Annotated in this window: 23 protein-coding genes, 1 riboswitch and 1 other annotated feature; of the genes, 2 read left to right on the top strand and 21 right to left on the bottom strand. The window is 37.6% G+C overall.

Annotated features, from left to right (window positions below):
- Positions 1–55 precede the first annotated feature (55 nt).
- The 10 genes from phoU to MHB53_RS11045 all read right to left on the bottom strand — a co-directional run bounded on the left by phoU (position 56) and on the right by MHB53_RS11045 (position 10,751).
- On the bottom strand, positions 56–715 hold the full coding sequence (gene phoU / locus MHB53_RS11000; RefSeq protein ID WP_340918088.1) for a phosphate signaling complex protein PhoU: 660 nt from the start codon (positions 713–715) through the stop codon (positions 56–58).
- A gap of 24 nt (positions 716–739) precedes the next feature.
- Complete coding sequence (gene pstB / locus MHB53_RS11005; RefSeq protein WP_340924628.1) at positions 740–1,522, bottom strand: phosphate ABC transporter ATP-binding protein PstB; 783 nt, start codon at positions 1,520–1,522, stop codon at positions 740–742.
- 23 nt (positions 1,523–1,545) lie between these two features.
- Positions 1,546–2,289, bottom strand: coding sequence for a phosphate ABC transporter ATP-binding protein PstB (pstB, locus tag MHB53_RS11010; RefSeq protein WP_340924631.1), 744 nt, complete (start codon positions 2,287–2,289; stop codon positions 1,546–1,548).
- Between the two features lie 106 nt (positions 2,290–2,395).
- Entirely contained in the window at positions 2,396–3,280 is an 885-nt protein-coding gene (gene pstA / locus MHB53_RS11015) for a phosphate ABC transporter permease PstA (RefSeq protein WP_340918090.1), read from the bottom strand.
- Positions 3,277–4,209, bottom strand: a complete 933-nt coding sequence (gene pstC / locus MHB53_RS11020) for a phosphate ABC transporter permease subunit PstC (protein WP_340918092.1) — start codon at positions 4,207–4,209, stop codon at positions 3,277–3,279. The genes pstA and pstC overlap by 4 nt, the downstream gene beginning before the upstream one ends.
- Positions 4,210–4,277: 68 nt before the next feature.
- Entirely contained in the window at positions 4,278–5,186 is a 909-nt protein-coding gene (locus MHB53_RS11025; protein ID WP_340918094.1) for a phosphate ABC transporter substrate-binding protein, read from the bottom strand.
- 578 nt (positions 5,187–5,764) lie between these two features.
- Entirely contained in the window at positions 5,765–7,537 is a 1,773-nt protein-coding gene (gene pnpS / locus MHB53_RS11030; RefSeq protein WP_340918097.1) for a two-component system histidine kinase PnpS, read from the bottom strand.
- A gap of 2 nt (positions 7,538–7,539) precedes the next feature.
- Entirely contained in the window at positions 7,540–8,244 is a 705-nt protein-coding gene (locus MHB53_RS11035) for a response regulator transcription factor (RefSeq protein WP_340918099.1), read from the bottom strand.
- A 50-nt stretch (positions 8,245–8,294) separates the two neighbouring features.
- Complete coding sequence (locus MHB53_RS11040) at positions 8,295–10,373, bottom strand: heavy metal translocating P-type ATPase (protein ID WP_340918101.1); 2,079 nt, start codon at positions 10,371–10,373, stop codon at positions 8,295–8,297.
- A gap of 45 nt (positions 10,374–10,418) precedes the next feature.
- The gene (locus MHB53_RS11045; protein WP_340918104.1) at positions 10,419–10,751 is read right to left on the bottom strand and encodes an ArsR/SmtB family transcription factor; all 333 of its coding nucleotides are present in this window, start codon (positions 10,749–10,751) and stop codon (positions 10,419–10,421) included.
- A gap of 290 nt (positions 10,752–11,041) precedes the next feature.
- Between MHB53_RS11045 and MHB53_RS11050 the strand changes: the two genes are divergently transcribed.
- On the top strand, positions 11,042–11,284 hold the full coding sequence (locus tag MHB53_RS11050; protein WP_340918106.1) for an indolepyruvate ferredoxin oxidoreductase subunit alpha: 243 nt from the start codon (positions 11,042–11,044) through the stop codon (positions 11,282–11,284).
- 68 nt (positions 11,285–11,352) lie between these two features.
- Here MHB53_RS11050 and trpB read toward each other — a convergent pair whose 3' ends face one another.
- Both trpB and MHB53_RS11060 read right to left on the bottom strand, forming a co-directional pair.
- Positions 11,353–12,522 carry a tryptophan synthase subunit beta gene (gene trpB / locus MHB53_RS11055; protein WP_340918108.1) on the bottom strand — a complete coding sequence of 390 codons (1,170 nt, stop codon included), beginning with the start codon at positions 12,520–12,522 and terminating at the stop codon, positions 11,353–11,355.
- Between the two features lie 207 nt (positions 12,523–12,729).
- Positions 12,730–12,977, bottom strand: a binding site (T-box leader).
- A 56-nt stretch (positions 12,978–13,033) separates the two neighbouring features.
- A complete protein-coding gene (locus MHB53_RS11060; protein ID WP_340918110.1) occupies positions 13,034–13,564 on the bottom strand; it encodes an STM3941 family protein in 531 nt (176 codons plus the stop codon).
- A 261-nt stretch (positions 13,565–13,825) separates the two neighbouring features.
- Here MHB53_RS11060 and MHB53_RS11065 point away from each other — a divergent pair, with 261 nt between their 5' ends.
- A complete protein-coding gene (locus MHB53_RS11065) occupies positions 13,826–15,001 on the top strand; it encodes a Gfo/Idh/MocA family protein (RefSeq protein WP_340918113.1) in 1,176 nt (391 codons plus the stop codon).
- A 109-nt stretch (positions 15,002–15,110) separates the two neighbouring features.
- Here the strand turns inward: MHB53_RS11065 and MHB53_RS11070 are convergent, their stop codons facing one another.
- The 9 genes from MHB53_RS11070 to MHB53_RS11110 form a co-directional block, all read right to left on the bottom strand.
- Entirely contained in the window at positions 15,111–16,004 is an 894-nt protein-coding gene (locus tag MHB53_RS11070) for a DMT family transporter (protein WP_340918116.1), read from the bottom strand.
- A 401-nt stretch (positions 16,005–16,405) separates the two neighbouring features.
- Positions 16,406–17,602, bottom strand: a complete 1,197-nt coding sequence (locus tag MHB53_RS11075) for a PDZ domain-containing protein (protein ID WP_340918119.1) — start codon at positions 17,600–17,602, stop codon at positions 16,406–16,408.
- A gap of 226 nt (positions 17,603–17,828) precedes the next feature.
- Positions 17,829–19,277, bottom strand: a complete 1,449-nt coding sequence (locus tag MHB53_RS11080; RefSeq protein ID WP_340918122.1) for a S41 family peptidase — start codon at positions 19,275–19,277, stop codon at positions 17,829–17,831.
- 95 nt (positions 19,278–19,372) lie between these two features.
- On the bottom strand, positions 19,373–20,356 hold the full coding sequence (locus tag MHB53_RS11085) for a homoserine dehydrogenase (RefSeq protein WP_340918125.1): 984 nt from the start codon (positions 20,354–20,356) through the stop codon (positions 19,373–19,375).
- Positions 20,357–20,428: 72 nt separating this feature from the next.
- Complete coding sequence (locus MHB53_RS11090; protein ID WP_340918128.1) at positions 20,429–21,724, bottom strand: O-acetylhomoserine aminocarboxypropyltransferase/cysteine synthase family protein; 1,296 nt, start codon at positions 21,722–21,724, stop codon at positions 20,429–20,431.
- Positions 21,725–21,856: 132 nt separating this feature from the next.
- Positions 21,857–21,971, bottom strand: a riboswitch (SAM riboswitch).
- A 262-nt stretch (positions 21,972–22,233) separates the two neighbouring features.
- Positions 22,234–22,839 carry a redoxin domain-containing protein gene (locus MHB53_RS11095; RefSeq protein WP_340918130.1) on the bottom strand — a complete coding sequence of 202 codons (606 nt, stop codon included), beginning with the start codon at positions 22,837–22,839 and terminating at the stop codon, positions 22,234–22,236.
- Positions 22,836–23,456, bottom strand: coding sequence for a hypothetical protein (locus MHB53_RS11100; RefSeq protein WP_340918132.1), 621 nt, complete (start codon positions 23,454–23,456; stop codon positions 22,836–22,838). Before MHB53_RS11100 ends, MHB53_RS11095 begins: the two co-directional genes overlap by 4 nt.
- Before the next feature lie 24 nt (positions 23,457–23,480).
- A complete protein-coding gene (gene cls, locus MHB53_RS11105; RefSeq protein WP_340918136.1) occupies positions 23,481–24,935 on the bottom strand; it encodes a cardiolipin synthase in 1,455 nt (484 codons plus the stop codon).
- A gap of 124 nt (positions 24,936–25,059) precedes the next feature.
- Complete coding sequence (locus MHB53_RS11110; RefSeq protein WP_340918139.1) at positions 25,060–26,463, bottom strand: murein hydrolase activator EnvC family protein; 1,404 nt, start codon at positions 26,461–26,463, stop codon at positions 25,060–25,062.
- Between the last annotated feature and the right edge of the window lie 4 nt (positions 26,464–26,467).

Below are 26,467 nucleotides of genomic sequence, written 5' to 3' on the forward strand. Positions count from 1 at the left end.
AATGTTCAATTTTACATATACGATGATAGCTAGGCCACTTTCGTTTTTCGGTTCATCAATTATTCAATTCCACTATTTGTCCCGCTTCCATATAAACAATCCATTCACAAATATTCGTAGCGTAGTCGCCAATGCGTTCCAAGTACTGGGCAACTAATAATAAATGTGTCGCCTGACTAATCAATTGTTTATCTTTCGTCATCATATCGATTAACTCAGAAAATACTTTTCTATACTGAGCATCGATCGCATCATCTTGCAGTGCAATTTTATATGCACCTTTGTGATCCAATTGAATATAGGCGCTAATCGAATCTCTGACAATTTTTTGCACATGCTCACCCATTTTCGGGATATCGATTAACGGTTTTGCATATGTTTCATCTTTTAAGATAATTGTTGTTTCAGCAATGCTAACTGCATGGTCTGCCATTCTTTCTAAATCGGTAGCTACCTTTAACGTTGTTGCAATTCTTCGCAAATCACCGCCGACCGGTTGTTGTAGAGCAAGTAGAGAAAAACATGCTTTTTCAATTGCAATTTCGGCATCATTAATTGCTTTATCCCCAGTAACAATCGATTGAGCTAAAACCACATCTTTTTCACTAAGAGATTTTACAGATTTAAAAACGGCTTCCTCGACCATCATCCCCATTGTTAATAATTGCTGATGAAGTCCATTCAACTGTTCATCAAATTGGCTTCTTATCGCCATAACAAACCCTCCTCTTTAATTTTCTCAACCAAATCTTCCAGTTATATAATCTTCTGTTTGCTTATTAGTAGGATTTGTGAAAATCTGGTTTGTATCGGAAAACTCGACCACTTCACCGTTTAAAAAGAAAGCAGTCTCGTCTGAAATTCTAGCAGCCTGCTGCATATTATGAGTGACAACAATGATCGTATATTGCTTTTTCAAGTCTAAAATTAATTGTTCCAACTTCAATGTTGAAATCGGATCTAAAGCAGATGTAGGCTCATCCATTAATATAATCTCTGGCTTGACAGCGAGGACTCTTGCTAAAACCAGACGTTGCTGTTGACCACCAGATAAACCCAACGCAGATTTACCCAAAGTATCCTTTACCTCATCCCAAAGCGCTGCTGAACGTAGGCTTGATTCAACTAATTCATCCAATTCACTTTTGCTTTTCCGTCCATGGATACGAGGACCATAAGCGATATTGTCATAGATTGACATTGGGAATGGATTCGCTTGTTGAAATACCATGCCAACTCGTTTCCGCAACTCTACAGCATCCATATTCGGATCGTTTACATTCCAGTCGCCTATCATAATTTTACCTTCTGTTCTCGTGTTAGCGATCAAATCATTCATTCTGTTTAATGTTCTCAGAAAAGTAGATTTACCACAGCCGGAAGGACCAATTAGAGCTGTTGCCCTGTTTGGTTTAATATTCAAATTAATATCTATTAATGCATGCTTTTTTCCATAATAAAAATGCAATTGTTCTGATCGAATGGCGAATTTTTCAGCGACTTTGTTTTTTTCATTAAGCATTACGGTCATCGTAGTCCCTCCTTTTAGCTAAAATTACCTGAAATATAATCTTCCGTTTGTTGCTTACGTGGATTGGTAAAAATTTGTTCTGTTTTTCCATATTCAACGACATTCCCCATATAGAAAAATGCAGTGTAATCGGAAATCCGCGCAGCTTGCTGCATATTATGTGTAACAATAATAATCGAGAATTCTTCTTTTAACTCACTGATTAACTCTTCGATTTTTCCCGTTGAAACAGGATCAAGTGCAGAAGCAGGTTCATCTAGAAGCAGTACTTCAGGTTTCATTGCCAATGCTCTTGCAATACAAAGACGCTGCTGCTGACCACCAGATAACGCTAATGCTGATCGATGTAGCTGATCTTTTACTTCATCCCATAATGCTGCTTTTTGTAAGCTTTCTTCCACGATGTCATGCAGTTGTTGCTTATTTTTCACTCCATGATGGCTCGGTCCGTATGCTATATTATTAAAAATCGACTTTGCAAATGGATTTGGCTTTTGAAACACCATGCCTATTTGTTTTCTCACTTCAAAAACATTTGCTGCATCACTATTAATATCTACTTGTTTATACATAATTTTTCCGTCTGTTCGACATTGTTCTATTTCATCATTCATCCGATTTAAGCTACGTAAATACGTAGACTTCCCACATCCAGATGGCCCGATTAAGGCCGTTACATTTTTTTCAGGAAAACGTAATGATACTTGGTGAATTGCTGTTTTCTCACCGTAATGCACACTTAAATCGATTGTTTCCATAGCTATCTTCTCTATATCAGCACCAGTTTGAACTGGTTGTTTATCTGTGTTGAACACGTCTTGAGTTTTTCTTTCAAGTATTGCTGCCATTACTAAACCCTCCTGCTTATGCTGAAGTCATTTTCCGATGGACAAAGCCACCGATCCACCGTGCTCCAAGATTAAAGATAAGAATCGCTATTACAAGTAATGCTGCTGCACCGTCAGAAACTGCTGCTGCATCAGGCATAATTCCTTCCCCATTGATTTTCCAAATATGAACCGCTAATGTTTCAGCTGGTCGCATAGGATTGAGAGGAGAAGTTGGCGATAACGGATTCCAGTTGGAGAAATCAAGATTAGGGGTGCTCATTCCTGCTGTATAAATGAGCGCTGCTGCTTCGCCAAATACCCTTCCTGACGCTAAAATAACGCCGGTAATAATTCCTGGTAATGCTGCTGGAAGCACAATTGTTGTAATTGTTTCCCATCTTGATACACCGAGTGCTAATCCTGCTTCTCTTTGCTGCTGAGGAATATTGCGGATCGATTCTTCCACTACTCTGACCATTAATGGTAAATTAAACACTGCTAGTGCAAGTGCACCTGAAAGAATCGAAAATCCCCAGCCCATATAAATAACGAAAAACAAAAAACCGAACAATCCAACGACGATTGATGGAAGCGATGAAAGTACTTCGATCATCGTCCGAAGAAAATCTGTCCACGCATTTTTTTTTGCGTACTCAGCCATATAAATGCCAGCCCCGAGTGAGATTGGAATGCTAATAATCATTGTAAGCACAAGCAAATAAAATGAATTGAAAAGCTGCGGCCCAACACCTCCACCAGTTTTAAATATTTGTGGTGGGGAGGAAATAAACTGCCAACTTAATTTCGGAACACCGTGATATAAAACATAGCCTAGCAAACTAGCTAATATGAGAACGATAATAATCGCAATCGCATAAAAAATTGCTGTGGCTACCCGATCTGCAAATTTAGCATTCATGATGTCTTTTTCCCCTTCCCAATCATTCTGACCGCAATGATAAATATAAATGACATAATGAGGAGAACGAGTGCAAGTGACCAAAGGGCATTATTTTCCGCTTGCCCCATCACCGTATATCCCATGCCCATTGTCAAAATACTTGTCAAAGTCGCGGCAGGTTCAAATAATGAAGATGGGATAACTGCTGAATTCCCAATAACCATTTGGACGGCTAATGCTTCTCCAAAAGCCCGAGCCATGCCGAATATAACAGCTGTTAGCAAACCAGGTCTAGCTGTTTTCAAAACAACGCGGTAAATCGTTTGCCAGCGCGTCGCTCCAAGTGCTAACGATGCTTCTCGCAACTGCCTAGATACACCTCTTATTGCATCTGTCGCTAAGCTAGTAATCGTCGGTAAAATCATCACTGATAATACTATTGTTCCAGCTGCAATCCCAAATCCACTACCTGTTAGATGATCTCTAATAAATGGAACTACTACTGTCAGTCCAATAAATCCGTAGACAACAGATGGAATTCCAACGAGTAATTCAATTACAGGTTGAAGGATTTTCTTTCCGAATCCTGGGGATATTTCTGTCATAAAGATAGCTGCTCCAATCGCAATTGGTGCACAAATGAGAGCAGATAAAAAAGTAACAACAAAGGAGCCAAATATGAATGGCAAAGCACCAATTATTGGTTTCCCAAGTTCATTCACTGTCCCTGGATTCCATTTCAAACCGGTGAAAAAGTCAATCACACTACCTTTATTAATGTAAAATGTAGATAAACCTTTTGATGTAACAAGAAATAAAATAGCAAAAGCAATGGTAATTGTTATTCCCACTGCTGTAAATGCAAGTATTTTTCCAGTCCGTTCTATTCTGACTTTTTTATTCGGCTTCAATAATTGAAGTGAAATATCTTCTGTCCATTTCTCCACAGATGTTACCCCTTCCCATTAAATGGCTTGAGGTGGCTGTTAAGCCACCCAAGCTGAGCATACTAATTTTATTTCACATTGCCTTCTGCATCGCGTTCCACTTTCATACCTGTAACAGGTAAATAGTCTAGTTGCGGAACTAATTCTTCTTGTACTTCAGCTGTTAACATATAATCAAGAAATGCCTTCGTTAAGCCGGTTGGCTCACCATTTGTGTACATATGTTGGTATGCCCAAATTTTCCAATCATTTGTTTCTACATTTGCTTGTGTTGGTTCATTTCCATCAATAGTCAAGGCAACAATGGAATCATCAAAATAGGAGAATGCTAGATAGCTTATGGCCCCAGGTGTTTCACTAACAATTTTTCTAACCGTACCTGATGAATCTTGTTCTTGTGCTTCCGTTGCCTCTGCACCATTCAAGCCAAATTGTTCAAAAGTCGCTCTAGTACCTGACCCTTGCGCACGGTTGATTACGATCACTTCTTGATCAGCTCCACCAACCTCTTTCCAATTTTTAACTTTACCTGTAAAAATATCAATCAACTGTTCTTGTGTTATATCTTTAACATCCACCTCTGGATGAACGACTGGTCCCATTCCAACAACTGCTACTTTATGGTCAACTAATTTTGCAGTATCAATACCACCCTTTTCCTCTGCAAAAATGTCCGAGTTACCAATATCGACTGCGCCTTCGCTAATTTTGCTTAAGCCCGTCCCACTACCGCCGCCTTGCACATTAATAACTGCTTCAGCATTTTCAGTGGAAAACTGTTGAGATGCTGCTTCCACTAATGGTTGTAATGCACTTGAGCCAACGGCAGTGATCGATCCAGATATGGCGGCAGCTTTATCTTTATCACCTGTTTTTTCTTCTGCTTTCGCCCCTGTATCTTCATTTTTACCGCAACCTGCTATAACAATCATACAAATAAGTACAAAGCTGTAAATAGCTAACATATTCTTTTTCATGAGTGAACCCCACCTCTTCAATTTTTATAATCTACTAACTGCTTGCATATATAATGTAACCCCCTATGTTTAAGTTCATATGAATCTATTGTTAAGATATTGTAAAGATTAAAAGAAAAGCAGGAAGCGCCTCGCAATGGAAGAACGACTAAGTTCGCCTCGTCCTGTGGCAACACCGTCCTGACCCGCATCGTGCGGTACGGGCCGTATTGTGAGATTTTACTGGACTCCTGCGGGGTTTGTTGGCCACTCACCAGATTTGTTGGCCACTCGGGGGATTTACTGGCCACTCACGGAATTTACTGGCCACTCACCAGATTTGTTGGCCACTCACCAGATTTGCTGGCCACTCGCGGGATTTGCTGGCCACTCACCAGATTTACTGGCCACTCACCAGATTTACTGGCCACTCACCAGATTTGTTGGCCACTCACCAGATTTGCTGGCCACTCGCGGGATTTGCTAGCCACTCATGAGATTTGCTGGATTCTATAAAAAATCCCTGCATCCGTAATGAATGCAGGGATTAGATATGATCAAACCATTAATGGAGCTTCAGCTAAGATCACTACTTGAACTTAACTATTAATTGATTGTTTTTTTGGTAGGGTGACGGTAAATGTCGTGCCTACTCCCTCTACACTTCTCACATCAATTGTACCATGATGTGCATCGACCAAATGCTTTACAATCGCCAGTCCAAGACCTGTTCCACCTGAATCACGCGATCTTGCTTTGTCTACTCTGTAAAACCTTTCGAAAATTCTTGGTAGTTCTGATGTACGAATCCCGATTCCTGAATCTTCAATTTGTAACATTACATATCTATCACTTTCAGTCATACTAATCGTAATTTTCCCCTTATTTGGCGTATAGGCTATCGCATTGGAAGTTAAGTTCAAAATAATTTGTAAAATGCGATCTTTTTCACCTTCGATCCATATTTCTTTTTTCTCAGGAAGCTTCATTTCCAAATTCTTTTTCATCGCTTCCTCTTTGACAGTATCGAATGTTCCATACACGGCTTCCGTCAAATTGACATTTTCAATTTTGAGCGGAATTTGGTGTTGCTCAATACTAGATAGGTCGAGAATATCATTAATTAACCGATGGAGTCGCTCACTTTCATCATATATAATCGTGAGAAAGCTGCGTAAAACCTCTTCATCTTCCAATGCTCCATCTAGTAATGTCTCCGCAAAACCTTTTACAGACGTAATTGGTGTCTTTAATTCATGTGAGACATTGGCCACAAATTCACTTCTCATTTTTTCAAGTCTGCGAATATCTGATACATCATGGAGCACCGCAACAATACCTTTCATATCTCCTTCATCGTCTACATATGGAGCGAGATGTGCATCCAATATCCTCTCTTTCGGATAAAATAGTCGAACTTCCTCCCGCATTTCTTTTCCAGTTTGTAAACACTTTTCTATTAACGTACTAAGATCTACACTTCTGCCTACTTCCATATGTAACTTACCAGTAAACTTATCTAATTTCTCACCAAGTAGGTGCCCTAAGGCTCTATTCGCTAATAATATACGCCCTTCCGTATTAACGAGCAACACACCGCTCATCATATTCGCTAAAACACCAGTAAGTTGTTGTTCATTTTCCTCGATCATTTCCATTTGTTTTTTTAGGCTGGAAGCTAGGACATTGATCGCCTGAGCTAACTGCCCAAGTTCACCTTTTGGATTAATTATTACACGCGCATCATAATCGCTATCCTTTAATTTATCCGATACTAAAATCATTTCTTCTACAGGTCGCGAAATTCCCTTCGCTATCCTAATACCAATCAAAGTAATTAATAAAATGGCAGCAACTAATACAATTATAATACTTGTCCATAATTTATTTATCGCAGCATCAATATTTTTTAATGTGAGCGCTGTTCTCATTACTCCGCTCACTTCTCCATCTTCATAAATCGGAATAGTCGCATACATCATCCGATATCCAAGCGTGTTACTATACCTAATCGATAATCCAGATGTCTTATTTTCTTCAAAAATTTGTTTTACTTCTGGACGGCTCGCATGGTTACTCATCTTTTCCGGATCGTCTTCAGAATCTGCCAACACATTACCATCGCGATCAATCATCGTAATCCGTGCATTGATTGGTTTTGATAAATCTGTTATTCTATTTTGCAAATTAAGATTACTATCATCCATTTCTATCGACTTTAATATAACTGCTGCCGTTTGATTTAGATAGTTTTCTTTCAAATCAAGATATGTATTTTTCATAATTTCCGCAAGAAAAAAACCCGCTATAAGCAATACAGATGAAAACAGTACTAAAAACGAGAGAGTAATTCGGAGCCATAGTCTTTGCATAATTATGGTGTCTCCAGTTTATAACCAAATCCACGAACTGTTTTAATATAAAGCGGTTTTCGCTTATCCATTTCTATTTTTTCACGTAAATGACTGATGTGTACGTCAACAATTCGCGAATCACCAGCATAGTCATAATTCCAAACAGCGGTTAGCAGTTGATCTCGATTTAACACTTTTCTGCGGTGATGCGCAAGGTATAGTAATAATTCAAATTCTTTCGGAGTCAAATCGAGAATATTGCCACCCATCGTCGCTTCATATCTCTCAGGATAGATGACGAGCTCTCCTATTTGGATAGAAGACTTTTCTTCCGTTTCATTATTTGCTCCCTTTTCACTCATATTTACTCGTCTTAAAATCGCCTTAACCCTAGCAACTACTTCACGGGGGCTAAAAGGTTTGGTCAAATAATCATCTGCACCAAGTTCTAATCCAAGTACTTTATCAAATTCATCATCCCGGGCCGTTAACATCAAAATAGGTGTTTCCACTTTTTCCTGTCTGAGCTGTTTGCAAACATCCATTCCATCCATAAATGGCAGCATCAAATCTAGCACGATTAAATCAGGCTTTTCTTCCATCGCCAATGAAAATCCTGCTTTTCCATCCACCGCGGTAATCACCGAAAATCCAGCCTTTTCCAAATTAAATTTAAGCAATGTAACAATCGATGGTTCATCATCCACTACAAGTATTTTCTCCACAAATTTACCTCCCTCAAACAAAGGTCAGATTTTTAGACCTGACCTTATATCTATTTTCTTTTTTCGATTAATACCGTCAAGCTAATTAATGTTACGAGCACGGTCGCTCCCATATCTGAAAGGATTGCAATCCACAATGTAAGCAAGCCAGGTATCGTCAGCAGCAAAGCAATGATTTTTAATCCTAAAGCGATTGAGATATTCCACTTGATAACAGCATTTACACGTTTTGAAATGTTAATTGCCTCAGGTAATTTCCCTAGATGATCCTGCATTAAAACAATATCAGCCGTCTCTATCGCGCTATCTGTTCCTTTCCCCATTGCAATGCCAAGGTCAGCCGTGGCGAGTGCCGGCGCATCGTTGATCCCATCACCAACCATCGCAGTTTTACCATTCAGTGTCAATTCCTTCACTTTATTTACTTTCATATCAGGTAATAGATTTGCGTAATAATTTGTTAAGCCAGTTGCATTCGCTACTTTCTTCGCTGTCATTTCATGGTCACCTGTCAACATGACGACATTGTGCACACCTGCTTTATACAACTCATCAACTATCTTTTTGCTTTCAGGACGTATTTCATCCGCGATTCCAAATAGCCCAAGCACTTGATCCCGATCCGAAACAGCAACAATCGTTAATCCATCTTCTTTATATACTGCAATTTGCGACTGGATATCTGCAGTAAATGCTGTGGGAGGGATACTTGCTTCATTTCCAAGCCAATATTCTTTTCCACCTATCACGGCTTTAATTCCTTGACCAGCTATTGTGTTAACTTCAGTCGGTTCTTCTAGCACTACTGAATATTCACTTACCTTTTTCAAAATCGCTTTCGCTAAGGGATGGGAGGATGACTTCTCTATAGATCCAGCTATATGTAGAAATAATGAATCATCATATACATCCATTTTTTCGACATGTGGTTCTCCCTTAGTCAGTGTTCCAGTTTTATCAAACGCCACCGTTTTGATTCGTCCTAACTGCTCTAAAAAAACGCCGCCCTTGATTAAAATACCATTTCGAGCATTACGAGCAATCCCGGAAACAATCGCAATCGGTGATGAAATAATAAGTGCACATGGACAACCAACGATCAATACAGCAAGACCTTGGTAAAACCATGATCCCCAAGTGCCACCAAATAAAGGTGGTACAACCATTACCAACGCAGCAATAACCATAATAATTGGCGTATAGTATTTCGCAAACTTATTAATAAATTGTTCAGTAGGTGTTTTCGTTTCTTGCGCTTCTTCTACTAGATGTAAAATTTTTGCAAGAGAAGAATCCTCGTAAGCTTTAAGAATTGCTACTTTTAAAACACCTTCATTATTAATACTTCCCCCAAATACTTTTTCTCCTGGTACTTTATCCACCGGCATGGATTCGCCCGTAATTGCAGCTTCATTTACAGAGCTTTTACCAGCTTCAATCGTCCCATCTGATGGAATTTTTTCGCCTGATTTAACAAGTACAATATCGCCAACACGTAAATCAGCAATTGGAATAACTTTTTCTTCATTCCCTTGTATAATGATCGCTTCTTTTGGCGCCACCTTTAATAAGGTTTCCATAGATTTTCTTGCTTTTTCCATCCCCATGCCTTCAAGATACTCATTAATACCAAATAAGATAGCAACGAGCGTACCTTCTTTCCATTCACCGATTCCGAATGCACCAATTAATGCAATTGTCATTAATGTATCAATATTAAATTTGAACTTGAAAAGATTTTTCAACCCTTTTAGAAAGGTAGAATAACCGCTAAATGCCGCAGCACTTATATATATAAACACCGCAAAAGACTCACTCCATTGCTTTTCAACAATAATTGCAACTGCAAATAGAATAGCTGATAAACCAATTAAAAAAAGCAGCTTTCGTCCACTTCCATGACTGTGTATGTGGCCTTCAGAATCTGAAGTTGTTTCTTTTACAAATGCTGCTCCATCATTTGCTAAGATTTTCTCCACTTTATCTAATGCAATCTCATCTGAAACAATCAGTTTGCTTGAATTAAATAAAACCTTTGCATCGTCACCATTGTGAAGCTTTTGAATTTCTTCTTCTATTTCTCGGGCACAATTTGCGCATGATAACCCTTGAAGCTTATACTCCGCCATAATGCTTCCTCCTTTACCTGCTAATTCGCTCATTATCATGTACAATTAGTTGTGCATTGCGTGGTCAATTGTATGTTCTAACATATTCATTACATGATCATCATCATGCGAATAATAAAGGCTTGTGCCTTCTCTTCTATATTTAACTAATCTTAAATTTTTTAAAAATCGTAACTGATGCGAAACCGTTGATTGTAACAGGGATAATTTTTCGGCAATTTCATTGACAGAGCACTCTCGATCTGATAATAAATGAAGAATTCTAATTCGGGTCGGCTCTGATAAAGCTTTGAAGGTTTGCGCGACAATAAACAATGTTTCTTCATCTAAACCCTCTGTTCCACCATGCTTATGAGATGTTGATTGATCCTTTTCCATTTGGATTAACCTCCTTTGAAATCTATATATGAACATATACTCATGTATTAATATAAGTGTATGCAATACTCGATAAAGTGTCAAGGAAAATATAGAAACTAATAAAAAATTCTGTTGATTTGATGAAAATTATATACTAAAAGTCCGTGTAGTGGTTAATGATATTACACCATGTACATATAAACTGCATTGAATCTAAGTCGCTTTTTTGTTATATTAACAATATTAGTCCAAGTAGATATCTAATATGGTGGAAGCATATATACTTTCATAAAAGGTGGTTATTTAGAATGGCTTATGTAATTACATCACCATGTATTGGTGAAAAGTTTGGGGAATGTGTGGACGTTTGTCCTGTTGATTGTATCGCGGAAGGTAAAAGTCAATTTTTTATCGACCCTGATATTTGCATTGACTGTGGCGCATGCCAAGCAGTATGTCCAGTTGATGCAATTTTCCATGAAGAAGAAATGCTACCAGAAGATGAAGTTTATCTCGAAAAAGCACGTGAGTTTTTCGGAGCAGCAGAATAGTTGATTCTATAAAAAGACAAAGTAAAAAAATTCACTTTGTCTTTTTTATTTTGTCTGTAAAAAGATAGTTATTTATTCTCTAACATATGAAATACTTGCTCGACATCCTTATCTCCACGTCCAGAAATGTTAACGATAATACTCTTCTCGCTATCTAGCGTTGGAGCCAATTTCATTACATGAGCTACTGCGTGTGCACTTTCAAGTGCTGGAATAACCCCTTCCAATTTTGACAATACTTGAAATGCTTCTAATACTTCCTCATTTGTTACTGATACATAATCAGCGCGACCTGTTGTCTTTAAATGACTATGCTCCGGCCCACAACCTGGATAATCTAAACCCGCAGCAATTGAATATGTAGGCATCGGGTTCCCTTGTTCATCTTGCAAGACAATACATTTGAAACCGTGTAATGCTCCAGATGTACCAGTCGTTAATGTTGCAGCTTCACTAGGTTCTACACCGATTAAACGGACTTCGTCATCAGAAAAATACTCTGCAAAAGAACCAATTGCATTACTCCCACCACCAATACATGCCACCACTGCATAAGGAAGCGTTCCTTCTTTTTCAAGGATTTGCTTTCTGCTTTCCTTACTAATCACAGATTGGAAATGTTTAACCATAGTTGGAAACGGGTGTGGTCCTACTGCAGAACCTAATAGATAAAACGTGTGTTCATAATTTTGAACAAGATCTGCAAAAGCAGCATCCACTGCATCTTTTAACCGTGCTTGTCCTTCTGAAACAGCCACTACTTTAGCACCTAATAATTCCATCCGGAAAACGTTTAGTGCTTGGCGTTTTGTATCTTCTTCCCCCATATATATAGTACATTCCATACCAAACATCGCACAAACAGTAGCAGTTGCAACACCATGTTGACCAGCACCAGTCTCGGCAATGACACGTTTCGCTCCCATTCGTTTCGCTAGAAGAATTTGCCCCAACACATTATTAATTTTATGGGAGCCTGTATGATTTAAATCCTCCCTTTTCAAATAAATTTTTGCCCCGCCTAATTCCTTCGTTAGCCGTTCGGCAAAATAAAGAGGTGACTCTCTACCTACGTATTCCTGCAAATAATATTGAAATTCCTGATTAAACGCATCATCATTTTTATATTTTTCAAAGTTCTTATCTAAAATATCTAACACATTTTGAAGTTCAGGCGGAACAAAACTACCTCCAAATTCCCCAAAATATCCTTTTTCAAGCTGACTTGTCTTACTCATCTAAGCTCATCTCCTCTATTTATAAAGTGAAACTTCAATCAGTGGGGGTTCTCTATCATCCCACACTGATTGTTAGTTAAACCAATCGGGCCTTTACGGGCGTTGATACTCCACTTACTCTTCATTGCTTAAACCTGAATCCTTGAAGTGGGGGTTTTACTGCCCGTTAATTCTGCGATAAAAAAAAAAAGAGCCCCTCAGCCGATTAAAAAGGACGAGAAACCCGTGGTGCCACCTTTGTTCGTCTACTCTAAGTAAACGTACTTATTGTACGCAAACAAGCTTCCTCGTTCCATACCTTGCCTCTTTTATCGGTGAGACTATCCGCCATAACCTACTATTTATTCAGTCTGGATGCTCAGAAGTCCATTCAACAAAAACCCACACTGATTTCCACCAACCATCAGCTCTCTAAAGTGTTATTCTTGTCTACTCCTCTTCCTCTTCGCATACATTATATATTATGTTGATTTTATTACCTATTCAGAAAATAGTCAACCACTAATATCCCTTAATTATAGTTACTTGCACTAACACTCTGCCAATGATTCTCGATTTCATTTACTAATTCATCCATAGAACACGAAAGAATCTTTACTGGAATATTCACTTGCGCTTCAACAAGGCCTTTATTAAGTTTGTTCAGTACCCTTTTAATGCCATTTGAGCGATTTACTATTAAATTGGGATCTTGCGTTTTTATTCCGAGAAATAATTGTCCCGAAAAATAAATAAAATCAATATCCTCTATTTCTTCCCACTTAACTAAACCTGCTCCTATAAAACTGGATTGATCAAAAATACCTTCATTTGAGACAATTAAGGCGGGTTTTCGTTTGATTAATACGTTAATATAATAAATTAAGCATAATCCAAATATCACACCAGTAATTACACCGATAATCTTTAATAAGAGTCCCCCTGTCCCTGGGTCTCCGGACGACAATATGTAAAACAAAATGCCAAGCAGTAAAAATAGAAAAGATGCTAAACCTAACATGACAATTCTTCTTACTTTAGGATAAACAATAAAGTCATTCATCTTCAGAAAACTCCCCCGATAGATATTTCTTATTTTCTATCATTTTACCATTTTCGCTAAATAATGTTGCATTAATTAGCAAAAATTCTCATGAAGAATCCGACTTTTAATTATTTGGTTCGTAGGAATTTTTTAATGGAGAGGCATATACTTGATGGTTGCTGAATTTTCTAATAATATATACATAGGAACGCTATATGATAAACCGTTTGCATTGGAAGACGATCCAGTACATATTATTTATTCAGAGGAGCAAAAACGATGATAAAAAAAAGAGTTTCTATTGTTTTAGTTGGGATTAATGGATATGGAAGTGTGTATGTAAAAGAGCTATTAAACGCTAGTGAAGATGCGTACATAGTAGGTGTGGTTGACATTTTTCCAAATAAATCTAGGTATTATGATCAATTAGTAGAAAAAGACATTCCGATCTATGAATCTCTCCACGAATTTTATGCAAAATCAAAAGCGGATTTAGCAATCATTTCTACACCGATTCATTTACATAAAGAACAGTCCTGTTACGCGATGCTGAATGGAAGCCATGTATTATGTGAAAAGCCTGCAAGTGGAAATCCGCTTGATCTACAAAAGATGATCGATGTTCGTAATAGAACTGGAAAGTTTTTAGCAATCGGATTTAATTGGTCATTCACTCCCGCTGTTCAACAATTGAAACAGGATATTTTAGACGGTGTGTTTGGTAAGCCGAAACGAATGAAAGCGATTGTACTATGGCCACGCGATGAAGCTTATTACAACAGGTCCTCTTGGGCAGGAAAAAAATATAGTACTTCTGGTGAAATGATTTTTGATAGTGTCGCTAATAATGCGACATCCCATTTCTTGCATCATCTCTTTTATCTTTTAGGTCCAACAATAGATACAAGTTGTCATTTAAAAGATCTTACAGCAGAATTATATCGTGTAAATAATATTGAAACCTTTGATACTTGTGCCGTTCGGATCCATACAAAAGAAGAGACAGAAATATTATACTTCGCTTCACATGCAGTGAACAAGGAAGTCAATCCGCGTTATGAGTTAGTATTTGAACATGCCACTATCTCCTATCAAGCTGGCAATTCTATAGAGGCACATTTTGCTGACGGAACTTCAAAAAGCTATGCTGACCCAGGAGAGGACTCGCTTGCAAAGCTACAAATATGTATTGAAGCCGTAGCCAATAGCCATGGCCATATTTTATGTGGGATCGAAGCAGCTTCTTCCCATGTCTATAGTATAGAGGCAATGCATGAATCCGTGCCAACGATATCGACTTTTCCGGAAAAGCTTGTGAAATTTGAGCAACAAAGGAAATTACATTGGTTTGAAGGATTGGCCGAAACATTAATGGACTGTTACGATAACGAGGAGCTACCTAGTGATAGGGGCTTAAGTTGGAGTGAAAAAGGTAATAAAATAGATTTTGAATAGTAAGTACGAAAGCCAGATATAAGTGATATGTCTGGCTTTTACTCCTTTATTTCAGTATGGGTAACTACAAACACATATGATATTATGGATGCAATAGACATAAGCTAATTCAGCTATTAATTGCTATTTTCTTTGCTTTTGTTCGTATTGATATAAAGACTCCAACGATAATGACAAATGCACCGACCAATTGCAGTGTTTTAATACTATTACCTAAAATCAAAAAGGCAAAGACCATCGCTATAAATGGCTCTAAATTCAATAATAAGGCTGCTTTTGTAGCCCCTACCTTATGTATCGAATTATTCCATAAAAATGTACATAAACCATGCATGATAATTGCAGTAATGATGAGCAACGCCCAGTAACGAAATGGAACGGACCATACAAGAGATGTATTTTTCCACGGCACGAATGGGAGAAGAAATACAAGACCAAATATATTACTATACCAAGTGATGGTAGCCGGGTGAATCGATTTGGATAAATGCTGTATCAGGATTAAAAAAATAGAAAAAGATAGCATCGTCAAACCGATTAATAGTTCTCCTTTACCAATATGTGGGACAAAAAATGAACCTTTTGTAATGACTAACCATACACCTAATAAAGCAATAACAGAACCAGCCCAGAAAGGTAACTCCTTTCTTTCTTTAAACCAATAGGATGAAATTAATGCCGTGACAACAGGTGATAAAGCTAGTATTAATGCGGCTGTAACAGGTTCCGTATATTGCAAACTTGCATAAAAGCTCCATTGATTTATTGTTATACCACAAAAGCCAGCAACCGATAACCATATATATTGAAGCATATCTAACTTGCTTTTACGAACGTGGCGAAAGGTCACAAAGAAAAGAAATATAATAATGAATATAAGTCGAAAAAACGCAATGACGCTCGGATCAAAATTCCCCACTAGTATTGCTCCGAAGACAAAGTTACTCCCCCAAGCGACTACGCAGAATAATAAGATAAAGTATGTGATGAACGATTTATTCATTCTGTATAATAATCTCCTTCCTAAAAAAAGCTCCCTAGACCTAAGCTTAGGAAACACTTTTACCGCAAAAATCGCTACTGCCCATAAAAATGAAATCGGATATAATAATTTAGGCAGTACAACATTTTTTTCAAACGTACTAAGCTATTCTACTAAAACCCAATTTCCTTGTCTAATTTAAGCTTAGTAACAATTATCTCCACTCAAATATGCCCGCTTCTTCAATCAAGGAAGTACGAGCTGACTTGTTATATTTGATATTTAATCTTATTGATGATTACATTCTTTTTTCTAAGTCCAGTCATCCAGAAACAGGTAATAAAATCGATAAATGAAATAAACATTCTAATTCGATAAAAAAAATAGGCACCTCGTTTATGAGCGCCTATCTGATAATCACATTATCCCACTTCTTCTGAAACTGGTGTTACACGCTTTTCTACAAATAGTACTCCTAATGCATGATGTTCTCCTTCAAAAAGGGCACGTTGTAATAAGCGAACTTCCTTATTAACATCCAACACTTCAAGTTTGCAGTATGCCCGGTTAACGAGCAATGCCTCGTATAAATCCTGTTTATTCTTTACTGGAATACTATTACAAGTTTTAATAATCTCGCCTGTTTTCAATTGTAATTTATCTGCAGGTGAATCCGGGATAACATCCAATATCATAATTCCACTATTTTGTTGAGTAAAATAATATGGATTAGCATTTTCGCGAACCCGATGGCGATGAGATATCCATAATCTACCAATAATCGCTACTATACCTGCAACAAATGGCATTATTTGTGGTAACCAGAAACCAGAAAAGGCGAGTGCAAACGTAATGACCCCTAACATAATTACATGCTTGGCAAGTGTATGAATTGCTATTTTGGGAAGTACCGTTTGAATTTGATTTTGAAACCCAATAATAAAAGGTACTAAGATAGGCGAATACACGCCCGTTCCCCATTCAAAAACCGGCCACCATTCAAATGGTGCAGTTAAAGGACCTGCTGGTAAAAATAAAAAGATAGGTAAGAACCAAAAACGTTTCGTTTGGTGGGCCCCCACCGTCATTCCTCTACGACTTTTCCTTAATTTTGGCGATATGTCTTTCAAACCATCTTTTAATAAAAGGAACCCTTCAGTTAGAGTTAAGATTCCTAGTAATAAGGCCGTCGCTATAAAAAAATTATTTTCAGTCAGATAGCTTTGATCGAAATAAGGTATTTGAAAATCAAAATATGTAACAGCATACAAAGATAGCAATGGAATCCCAATAGTTAACGCTGGTGATAATAAACGTGCATTTCCAATTAACCCTAGTACTATCGTAACAGTTGCTATACTAGCAATTATTATCGCAGGGAGTGCAAAGCCAACCACGATAAATGTGACCGATAAAATACATCCAACCATAATCCCAACAGGCAATAAATTTCTAAGCTCATGTGAAAAGTCATTTACTCTTACGTTGAAATCACGACGCTCTCTCTTTACTCTCAAGGTGCCGGCAATAAGAGCAATCATAAACGAAAAATAAAACACGGGATGTATGAACATTCTCCCAAAGCCTTTCGCAAACTCTATTAGCCACATTTCATCCATAAAATCACGCACCTTCCTAAAACGATAATCCTTTCTCTTATTCTATCAGAAATTTTAGCATAGCGCCTTTAATATTTGATAGAACGAATGACATCATTTTATAATCTTCACTTGCTCAAACAAGCATTCTAAGAAAAACTTAATATTACAGACTCTAATCCTATTCTAAGATAAAAAAATACAAGCCAATGTATAAATAAATTATACACTAGCTTGCCTATATATTTTATCTATTAAAAGATTTGATTGCAACTTGCAATTGCAAATCATTATCCTCTTTTTGTACAGCATCGATAATTGCTGTCATTAACTTCTCAGATGTCTCTACTGTAATTTGACCTGTGACTGGTAACTTCATCATTGATTGAAATGCCCTTACTGCTATCTCTGTTTGCTCATCAAAATATCCATCTTCTCGACCCGGTCCATACCCTAAACCTGTTAACATTTCCTGAGCAATCTTTATATCTTCATTATTCATATCTCTCACTAAAGCTTTTTCTAATTGAAGCATATGCGTTTTAAAGTAAGCCGGCTGCGCCACTTCAAGTGTAGGTTCAATTCCCTTTCCATGAATCCAATTTCCATCTGGCGTTAGCCATTTGGCCATTGTAAGCTTAATATTGCTACCATCATCCATCGGTATAGCCTGCTGAACCGTACCTTTTCCAAAAGTCTTTACACCAATCAGTGCATATCCCTCTGCCTCTTCTAAGGCTCCAGCTAATATCTCTGAAGCAGATGCGCTTCCCTCATCAATCAGCACTTTAATTGGATATGGTTTGCCTTCTTTCAACTCTGAAAAATAAGGTTTTTTATTCCCGTTCCGATCTTCAATTTGTACTAATGGCTTCGTTTCCGTTACGAGTTGACCTAGAATTTCCTGCACACTTGATAACATACCTCCTGGATTTCCTCGGACATCAATGATTAGGCCTGTGATGTTTTGTTCCTCTAAGTTCTTAAGGAGGGCTGTAAAATCCTTTGCTGTTGATTGTGCAAATGAAGTAATCTCCAAGTAACCTATCTTTTGTCCTGCATTTTTTTTCACATCCGAAAACACTGTTAATACTGGGACTTCATCCCGAGTTACCGATATGTTTATTGGATTTGCTAATCCCTTTCTTCTAATATCGAGTTTAACTACTGTACCCTTTTTACCACGAATTTTCGTCGAGGCTTCATATAAATCAAGTCCTTGCACACTTTTCCCATCAATATTAATAATTTCATCCTTCGGCTTCAATCCAGCCTTCTCTGCGGGTGAATTTTTAATAGGTGAAATAATGAGTAATTTACCTTCCTCAATAGCAATCTGGGCACCAATTCCATCAAAGGAAGAATCCATGCTGTCATTAAAGTTGGCTGCTGCATCTGGTTCCATATACACTGAATATGGATCCTTCAACGTTCCGATCATTCCTTGAATAGCCCCTTGAATTAACTGAGATTCATCAACCTTTTCAATATATGAATGCTGAATTAATTCATATGCCTTAGCAACTTTATTAAGGTCAGCGTCACCGATCTTTACTTCTGACTCCGAACCTACATCCACTTTCTTCCCTGTTGCATTTTTCCATTGTGGGATAATCCACGTTATGCCAGAATATGTCCCCCCAACGCCAATGAGGAATGAGCAGACAATAATTATCGTAAGCCACTTTTTTTTCATCCTATCCCTCCACCCACTCACGTAAGAATATTACTTCCATACATGATATGTTGTATGTGGACAAGATATGATAGGAATGGAAACATGTCTTCTTCTTAATTCAATGCATAACTAGCTTTTTTCTTTTGAAAAATATGAGCAAAATCTTCGATCATTGCGCTTGCAGTTGGATCGCTCCCCGCTCCAGGACCTTGTATTGTAATCGTACCAGCTAATGTGGCTTGAACAAGTATTGCATTGTCCACACCTTCTACATTATAAAGTGGGTGATTTGCATCAGTTAATACAGGACTGACAGACGCAAGTATTTTTCCGTCTTTTTTTGTCACTTCAGCAATATGCTTATAACGATGGCCATTGTTATAAGCCACTTCAATCTGTTCATTGGATACGGCTGAAATCCCCTTAACATTTACTTCATCCCAGCTAGGCTGGCTGCCGAATACAAGACTACTTAATATCATCAGTTTATAAAACGCATCAAATCCCTCTACATCATTAGTCGGATCTGCCTCCGCATAACCAAGTTCCTGAGCGGTCTTCAATACTTCCTCAAAAGATAATTGTTTATTTCTCATTTCTGTTAATATATAGTTCGATGTACCATTTAAAATAGCTTGAATACGCTCTACCTTATTCACCTGCAATTGATGTGCCAGTGTTCTGATTATAGGCACACCACCGGCTACAGTTGCTTCATAACCAATCTGGACGCCTTGCTCATAAGCTTTGCGTAATAGCCTTTCTCCATGCCTTGCAAACATCACCTTATTTGCAGTGACGATATCGCAGCCTTGTTCCATCGCTCTTTCCAAATATATATAACTTGGATCCTCGCCCACAATTGCTTCAAATACAACTTGTAGATCTGGGATATTTAATATCTCCTCGAAATTAGTTGTCACTAATACATCTTCGGAGATACTACGATTCTTTTCTAAATCTTGGATAAGCACTCCAACAATTTGCACTTCAGCATCAAGTATATCCTGCAATTGCTGCTGATGTGTTTGAACTGCTTCGTACACTCCTTCTCCTACTGTTCCAAAACCGAGTATTGCTGCCTTGATGACTGCCATTTGTTTCCCCTCCTAATGTTTAAAATCAAAAGGCTGAGACGCAATGCGCTCAGCCCCTGTTATCCTGAAGTATTATTTAGTAGTAGCTTCAACAGATTTTGCGATTGCTTGTTCCAGATCTGCTGTTATATCTTCAATTGCCTCTAATCCAACTGCAAGGCGAATCAATTCCTCTGTTACACCTGTTGCTTTTAAATCATCTCCACTTAACTGCTGATGTGTAGTAGAAGCAGGGTGAATAATCAATGATTTAGCATCTCCAACATTAGCAACATGAGAAAACAGTTTGACATTATCTATTGTATTTCTACCAGCTTCGCGGCCACCTTTTATTCCAAAGTTCACGATCGCTCCAGCACCTTTAGGGAAATACTTCTGTGCAAGTTCATATGATGGATGACTTTTAAGACCAGGATATGCAACCCACTCAACTGCATCATTTTGTTGTAAATATTCTGCCACTGCTTTTGCATTCTCCACATGTTTCGTAATGCGTAGATGTAATGTTTCCAATCCTTGCAAGAAAATGAACGCATTGTCAGGACTTAAGCAAGGTCCAAAGTCACGTAGCAGCTGAACACGTAATTTAGTAGCAAATGCTGCATCTGGTACATCGATGCCAAAACGGATGCCGTGATACGAATGGTCAGGCTCAGTGAATCCAGGGAATTTCTCATTGTTCCAATCAAATTTTCCGCTGTCTACAACAACTCCACCTATTGCTGTTCCATGACCACCAATCCATTTTGTAGCTGAATGGACGACAATATCTGCACCGTGTTCAATCGGTCTGCTTAAGTATGGAGTTGCAAATGTACTGTCTACGATTAACGGAATATTGCTTTCATGCGCAATCTTAGCAACTGCTTCAGTATCAAGAATATGCAAGCTTGGGTTGCCGATAACTTCTGCAAAAATTGCTTTCGTTTTCGGAGTTATTGCTTTACGGAAGTTTTCCGGATCTTTCGGGTTAACAAAGTTTACTTTAATTCCGTATCTTGGGAGCGTTACAGCGAACAAATTGTATGTTCCACCATATAAATCTGTAGCAGCTAAAATTTCATCACCTGCATGTGCAATATTTAAGATTGAAAATGCAATAGCAGCCATTCCAGATGATAATGCAACTGCGGCAGTTCCGCCTTCTAACAATGCGACTCGCTTTTCAAATACGTCGACTGTCGGGTTCATGATTCGAGAATAAATATTTCCAGAAACCTCTAAACCAAATAGTTTTTGAGCATGCTCCGTGTTTTCGAATACATAAGAAGTTGTTCTATAAACTGGTACACCTCGTGACCCTGTTTCATCAGGCTCTTGCCCACCATGAAGTAATAAAGTTTCTGGCTTAAAGTTTTGTTCTGACATTTTTTTATCCCCCTAAATATTATAGTAATTTGATTGGTAAACTTGGTTAAAAGGTTGCATAATATTTTCTGCAATCTTCTTTATACAAAAAGCCCTCTTCTGAATAAGAAGAGGGCGTATATACAGTTCCTCCCCTTATCTTCCAGGTTACTAAATAACCTGTAGGAATTAGCACCTTTTCAGATAAAATCATCTGAAGGTTGCCGGGCATCGCAGGGCCTATTCCCTCCGCCGCTCTAGATAAGAGTAATGCTTATTATTAAATTTTAGATAGTTCAATGAACTCTTAAAAATTAGTATACTACGTATTTGAATAATGTCAACCCTTTTTCACTTATTTTAAAATTTTAAGTTTTTAAATGCTGTCTAACCTAGATTGTACACAAGGCTAGTTCTTTTGTGATAAGGAACTCATGTATGCTTTAGATAGTGTAATCACTAAACGTACGGATCTAAATAGATGCTCGTTCCTGTTATGAAACGAGCATCTATTTACGTGGTAATGTTCACTACTTCATTTCCTTAACTAATTTTCCAATCATTTCTTCATCCATTGGACCGACAATTCGTTTATGAATAAATCCATTACTATCAATCATATACGTTGTTGGTATTGTTAGTATTTGATATTCATTACCAACATTTCCTTTTTCATCTAGAGGTATTGGAAATGTTAATTCATACTCTTTAATAAATTTGCTGATTTTGTCTCTTTTATTGACACCACGTTCTGCATTCGTTAAATTTACTGCAATTATTTCAACATTATCATTCTCGGCAGCCGTTTTGTAATAGTTCTCCATATGAGGCATTTCCGCCTTACATGGGGGACACCAAGTCGCCCAAAAATTCAAAATCACTTTTTTGCCTTTATAATCAGACAGTTTAATTGATTCACCATCCAGTGTTTCCAATTCGAAGTCGGGTGGTTGATCTCCTGTTGTTAGCCCAGGTGCAGCAGTATCTACTTGTGCTTCCTTTGTTGATGATTCCATTAAAAATTCTTCTTGGGCCAATTCCTCTGCTTTTTTTGCTTGTACTTCTTTTACAATATTCACTGTAACAATACTGATTAAAATCACGATAACTATTAACCCAAAAATATTTTTCTTCACTTGGCACCAACTTTCTTTATTTTAGATATGATAAGTAATGCAATAACTACTATTATATATGTCATAATTGGAACGGAAAAAAGTCGATCCATTACCGAATAAATAAGTAGCTGAATAACCGTAAACAAAATGAGTAATTGCTGTAGCCATCTTATTTGGTTATTTTTTAAAATGGCCATTACAACAAATCCAAAATTGATTAAGATGAGTATCACTCTAAACAATAAAGGGTAATCATCTACTATGCTTATAACAATCTCATAAATAGAAAACGTCATTAACCATACTTGGAAAATGTCACCTATGCTCATTTCCGCTTGTTTTTTTCTTTTACCTATAATAAATAAGTATATGCATCCAGCGATCAGTCCAAGCCAAAAACCTTTTATCCCACCATTAAAATACAATATAGTTAAAGGGTTCTGTATACTGAATTTAAATTGAAATAAAATTACACTCAATTTCCACGTGATAATAAATATAAAAATAGCATTCCCATAATAATCAGCTATATGCTTTTTCTTTAAAAGCAACAACATGCCAGTCGTTAGAAAAAATGCTATTACGATCGCTACCCAAGAGACTGGGAAGGATAAAGAACCAATTGAAAGCCACATTTCATCCGTCCCCCCTTTCTTCCTTTAAAGAACTGGTGATAGTAAGCGTGAAACGGATTCTTTAAATCTTATATATAGTGGACGTTTTTGATACTCTTCTAATGTAAGCTCCTTCGATTGTTCCATATCTTTGTTAAAAATATCGACAAGCTCTCCAACGAGTTCTTCATCATACAGAAATGCATTCACTTCAAAGTTAAGTCGGAAGCTACGTACATCCATATTGGCAGTACCGACGGTAGCTATCTTCCCATCGGCTACAATTGCTTTCGCATGAACGAAGCCATTTTCATATGTATATACCTTCGCACCCGTCTGTAGAATTGCTCCTACATTTGAGTACGTTGCCCAGTAAACAAAAGGATGATCAGGCTTGTTAGGTATCATTACCCTTACATCTACGCCTGATAAAGCAGCAATTTTGATTGCATCCAATACACTTGCATCTGGAATAAAATACGGCGTTTGAATATAGATGTAATTTTTAGCAGAACTAATCATTTTTATCATTCCATATTTAATTTGTTCCCATTCCGAATCAGGACCACTAGATACAATTTGTACATCGGTTTTACCTTTAGGCTGTATTTCAGGGAAAAGTCTATCGTCGTACCTAATTGGAGTTACTGATGCTTGATTCCAATCAAGAATAAAACGAGTTTGTAATGCATATACCGCTTTTCCACTAATCTTCAAATGCGTATCTCTCCAATTGCCAAACCTCTTATCCAGGCCAAGATATTCATCACCTATATTGAAACCACCAATATAACCGGCTTTCCCATCGAGAATGACAAGCTTACGGTGATTGCGATAATTAACTTGTAAATTGAGATGAGGCAATATAGCAGGGAAGAATGCACTCACATTTCCACCGGCATCAATGAGTGGACGAAAGAACTTCCGGGGTAGTCTTCTGGATCCCATCGCGTCATGCAGCACCTTTACTTGCACCCCATCACGCGCTTTTTGTATTAACGCTTCAAGCACTTCATTTCCTAAACGATCATTCCGCCATATATAGTATACAAAATGTATATGGTCTTTGGCGTTCTTAATATCATGAATAAGTGACCGAAATTTGTCATTACCGTCAATGAATATATCTACTTTATTATCTTGAGTAAGGACAGCGCTGTCGTTCACGAGTAGCATATATACTAAATCTTTATATTTAGCTGTCTTATTACCGTGAAATGGAAACTCCCCTTTTCGTAGCAATTCAATCTGATATTTAGTAATTTCCATAATGCCGATTTTATTTTTATCTTTCCAGCTAAATATCTTTTTTCTACTTAGATTTTGACCAAAGATTAAATAAAGTATAAATCCAGCTATAGGTATAAAAAATAATACAAGTAGCCACGCCCAGGTAGCACCTACATCCCTGCGTTCTAAGAATATAACAAATCCAGCTAACACAATATTCAAAATGACGACCATGCTTAACAATATAGCCGTAACTGTAGTAAGTGTCATAAATTGGCCCCTCGCATTCCCTTTGTCTTTTTAACAAACAATCGATTTATGTATAATATTAGCATATTTACAAATAAAAGACCGTACCCAAAAGGATACGGCCTAACTATTATATATTATTTTATTAATTAATATATCCCCGAGGATCAACAGCATTAGATTTTGCACCATTCCATGGACCTAGGTGTAACTCAAAATGTAAATGTTGGCCAAAGGATTGACCAGTGTTCCCCATGTAGCCAAGTTGCTGACCTTTTGACACTGATGCTCCTGATGAAACACTCAGACTACTCATATGTGCATAAACCGTTGTATATGTTTTTCCTTCAAGATGGTGAGAAATGTATACAACATTTCCGTAGCTTGGAGAAAATTCGGATCTTATTACAACACCAGCTGCTGCTGCAACAATTGGAACCGTACCACTAGCGGCAATGTCAGTTCCGTAATGCATACCACCAAAACTCGCACGATAGCCAAATCCTGAAGAGTAATAGCCATTCGCAGGCTTCATAAACAAACCGGATGTAACTGGTGGCTTGCCAACACTAGGGCCTTTTGAAACATTGGAGTTACTAGAATTACTTGAACTACTAGTACTCCCAGCGCTACTGCTACTACTACTTGTTTGTTTCTTCGTAGTATTAGATGCTACAGAACTCTGCTCTGCCTGCTCGCTTGCTTTACGCTCCGCGTCTGCTTGACGCTCAGCTTCTTCTTTTGCTTGACGGGCTGCTTCTTCTGCTAAACGATTTCTTTCCATATCAATTGCTTTTTGGATCGCTTCATCTTGTGATGCAAGTATTGCTGATTCTTCTTCTAAGCTCATTTTTTCACTTTCAACATGCTTTTTCTCAACATCTAAAGCCTTCATAACTTCTGCTTTTCTAGCATTTTGATTTTTTAAGTCTGACTTCAATGTTTCTAATTCGGATAACATTTCTGTTAAACTAGCAAGTTTCTCTTCTACTAGCTTCTGATTATCCTCAAGCTGCTTCTTATCTTTCGCTTGCTCTTCAATAATTTCTCTATCTGCTTTAACTAATGTCGACATTGCAGAAACCCTATCGACCAAATCACCGAAACTTTCAGCACCAAGCACAATATCTATGTATTTCACAGATCCACCGTTCATTTGGATAGTACGGGCCCGTTCACGAAGCATTTCATTTCTAGCTTCGATCCTTTCTTTTAAGTCCTCTATTTCTTCCCGTAATCTTTCAATCTCGGCTTTTGTGTCAGAAATTTGTTTTTCTTTTTCAGCAATTTTACTATCTGTATCCGCTATTTCGGATTCAATTCTTTTCATTTCAACTTCTAATTGACTTTGTTCTGATACAATGTCAATAATTTTATTTTCTTTTTCATTAATGGAGTTCCCAATATTCGACCGTTTATTTTGTATGTTTGACTTTTCCTGTTCTAAATCTGATAAATTTGCACCTAATGCTGCTCCTGCGCCTGAAAAAATAGTTCCTAACCCTAAAACGGCGGCCAATGAAAATGAAAGTAATGAGTGTTTATTCAAAAAG

The sequence above is a fragment of the Bacillus sp. FSL K6-3431 genome (genome assembly GCF_038002605.1).
In the GTDB taxonomy this organism is placed as follows: Bacteria; Bacillota; Bacilli; order Bacillales; family Bacillaceae_C; genus Lederbergia.

What these genes read in the sequence shown, in the direction of transcription:
- phoU (WP_340918088.1), bottom strand. Translation starts at nt 715, where the DNA reads ATGGCGATAAGAAGCCAATTTGATGAACAGTTGAATGGACTTCATCAG.
- pstB (WP_340924628.1), bottom strand. Translation starts at nt 1,522, where the DNA reads ATGCTTAATGAAAAAAACAAAGTCGCTGAAAAATTCGCCATTCGATCA.
- pstB (WP_340924631.1), bottom strand. Translation starts at nt 2,289, where the DNA reads ATGGAAACAATCGATTTAAGTGTGCATTACGGTGAGAAAACAGCAATT.
- pstA (WP_340918090.1), bottom strand. Translation starts at nt 3,280, where the DNA reads ATGAATGCTAAATTTGCAGATCGGGTAGCCACAGCAATTTTTTATGCG.
- MHB53_RS11025 (WP_340918094.1), bottom strand. Translation starts at nt 5,186, where the DNA reads ATGAAAAAGAATATGTTAGCTATTTACAGCTTTGTACTTATTTGTATG.
- pnpS (WP_340918097.1), bottom strand. Translation starts at nt 7,537, where the DNA reads ATGCAAAGACTATGGCTCCGAATTACTCTCTCGTTTTTAGTACTGTTT.
- MHB53_RS11040 (WP_340918101.1), bottom strand. Translation starts at nt 10,373, where the DNA reads ATGGCGGAGTATAAGCTTCAAGGGTTATCATGCGCAAATTGTGCCCGA.
- MHB53_RS11045 (WP_340918104.1), bottom strand. Translation starts at nt 10,751, where the DNA reads ATGGAAAAGGATCAATCAACATCTCATAAGCATGGTGGAACAGAGGGT.
- MHB53_RS11050 (WP_340918106.1), top strand. Translation starts at nt 11,042, where the DNA reads ATGGCTTATGTAATTACATCACCATGTATTGGTGAAAAGTTTGGGGAA.
- trpB (WP_340918108.1), bottom strand. Translation starts at nt 12,522, where the DNA reads ATGAGTAAGACAAGTCAGCTTGAAAAAGGATATTTTGGGGAATTTGGA.
- MHB53_RS11060 (WP_340918110.1), bottom strand. Translation starts at nt 13,564, where the DNA reads ATGAATGACTTTATTGTTTATCCTAAAGTAAGAAGAATTGTCATGTTA.
- MHB53_RS11065 (WP_340918113.1), top strand. Translation starts at nt 13,826, where the DNA reads ATGATAAAAAAAAGAGTTTCTATTGTTTTAGTTGGGATTAATGGATAT.
- MHB53_RS11070 (WP_340918116.1), bottom strand. Translation starts at nt 16,004, where the DNA reads ATGAATAAATCGTTCATCACATACTTTATCTTATTATTCTGCGTAGTC.
- MHB53_RS11075 (WP_340918119.1), bottom strand. Translation starts at nt 17,602, where the DNA reads ATGGATGAAATGTGGCTAATAGAGTTTGCGAAAGGCTTTGGGAGAATG.
- MHB53_RS11080 (WP_340918122.1), bottom strand. Translation starts at nt 19,277, where the DNA reads ATGAAAAAAAAGTGGCTTACGATAATTATTGTCTGCTCATTCCTCATT.
- MHB53_RS11085 (WP_340918125.1), bottom strand. Translation starts at nt 20,356, where the DNA reads ATGGCAGTCATCAAGGCAGCAATACTCGGTTTTGGAACAGTAGGAGAA.
- MHB53_RS11090 (WP_340918128.1), bottom strand. Translation starts at nt 21,724, where the DNA reads ATGTCAGAACAAAACTTTAAGCCAGAAACTTTATTACTTCATGGTGGG.
- MHB53_RS11100 (WP_340918132.1), bottom strand. Translation starts at nt 23,456, where the DNA reads ATGTGGCTTTCAATTGGTTCTTTATCCTTCCCAGTCTCTTGGGTAGCG.
- cls (WP_340918136.1), bottom strand. Translation starts at nt 24,935, where the DNA reads ATGACACTTACTACAGTTACGGCTATATTGTTAAGCATGGTCGTCATT.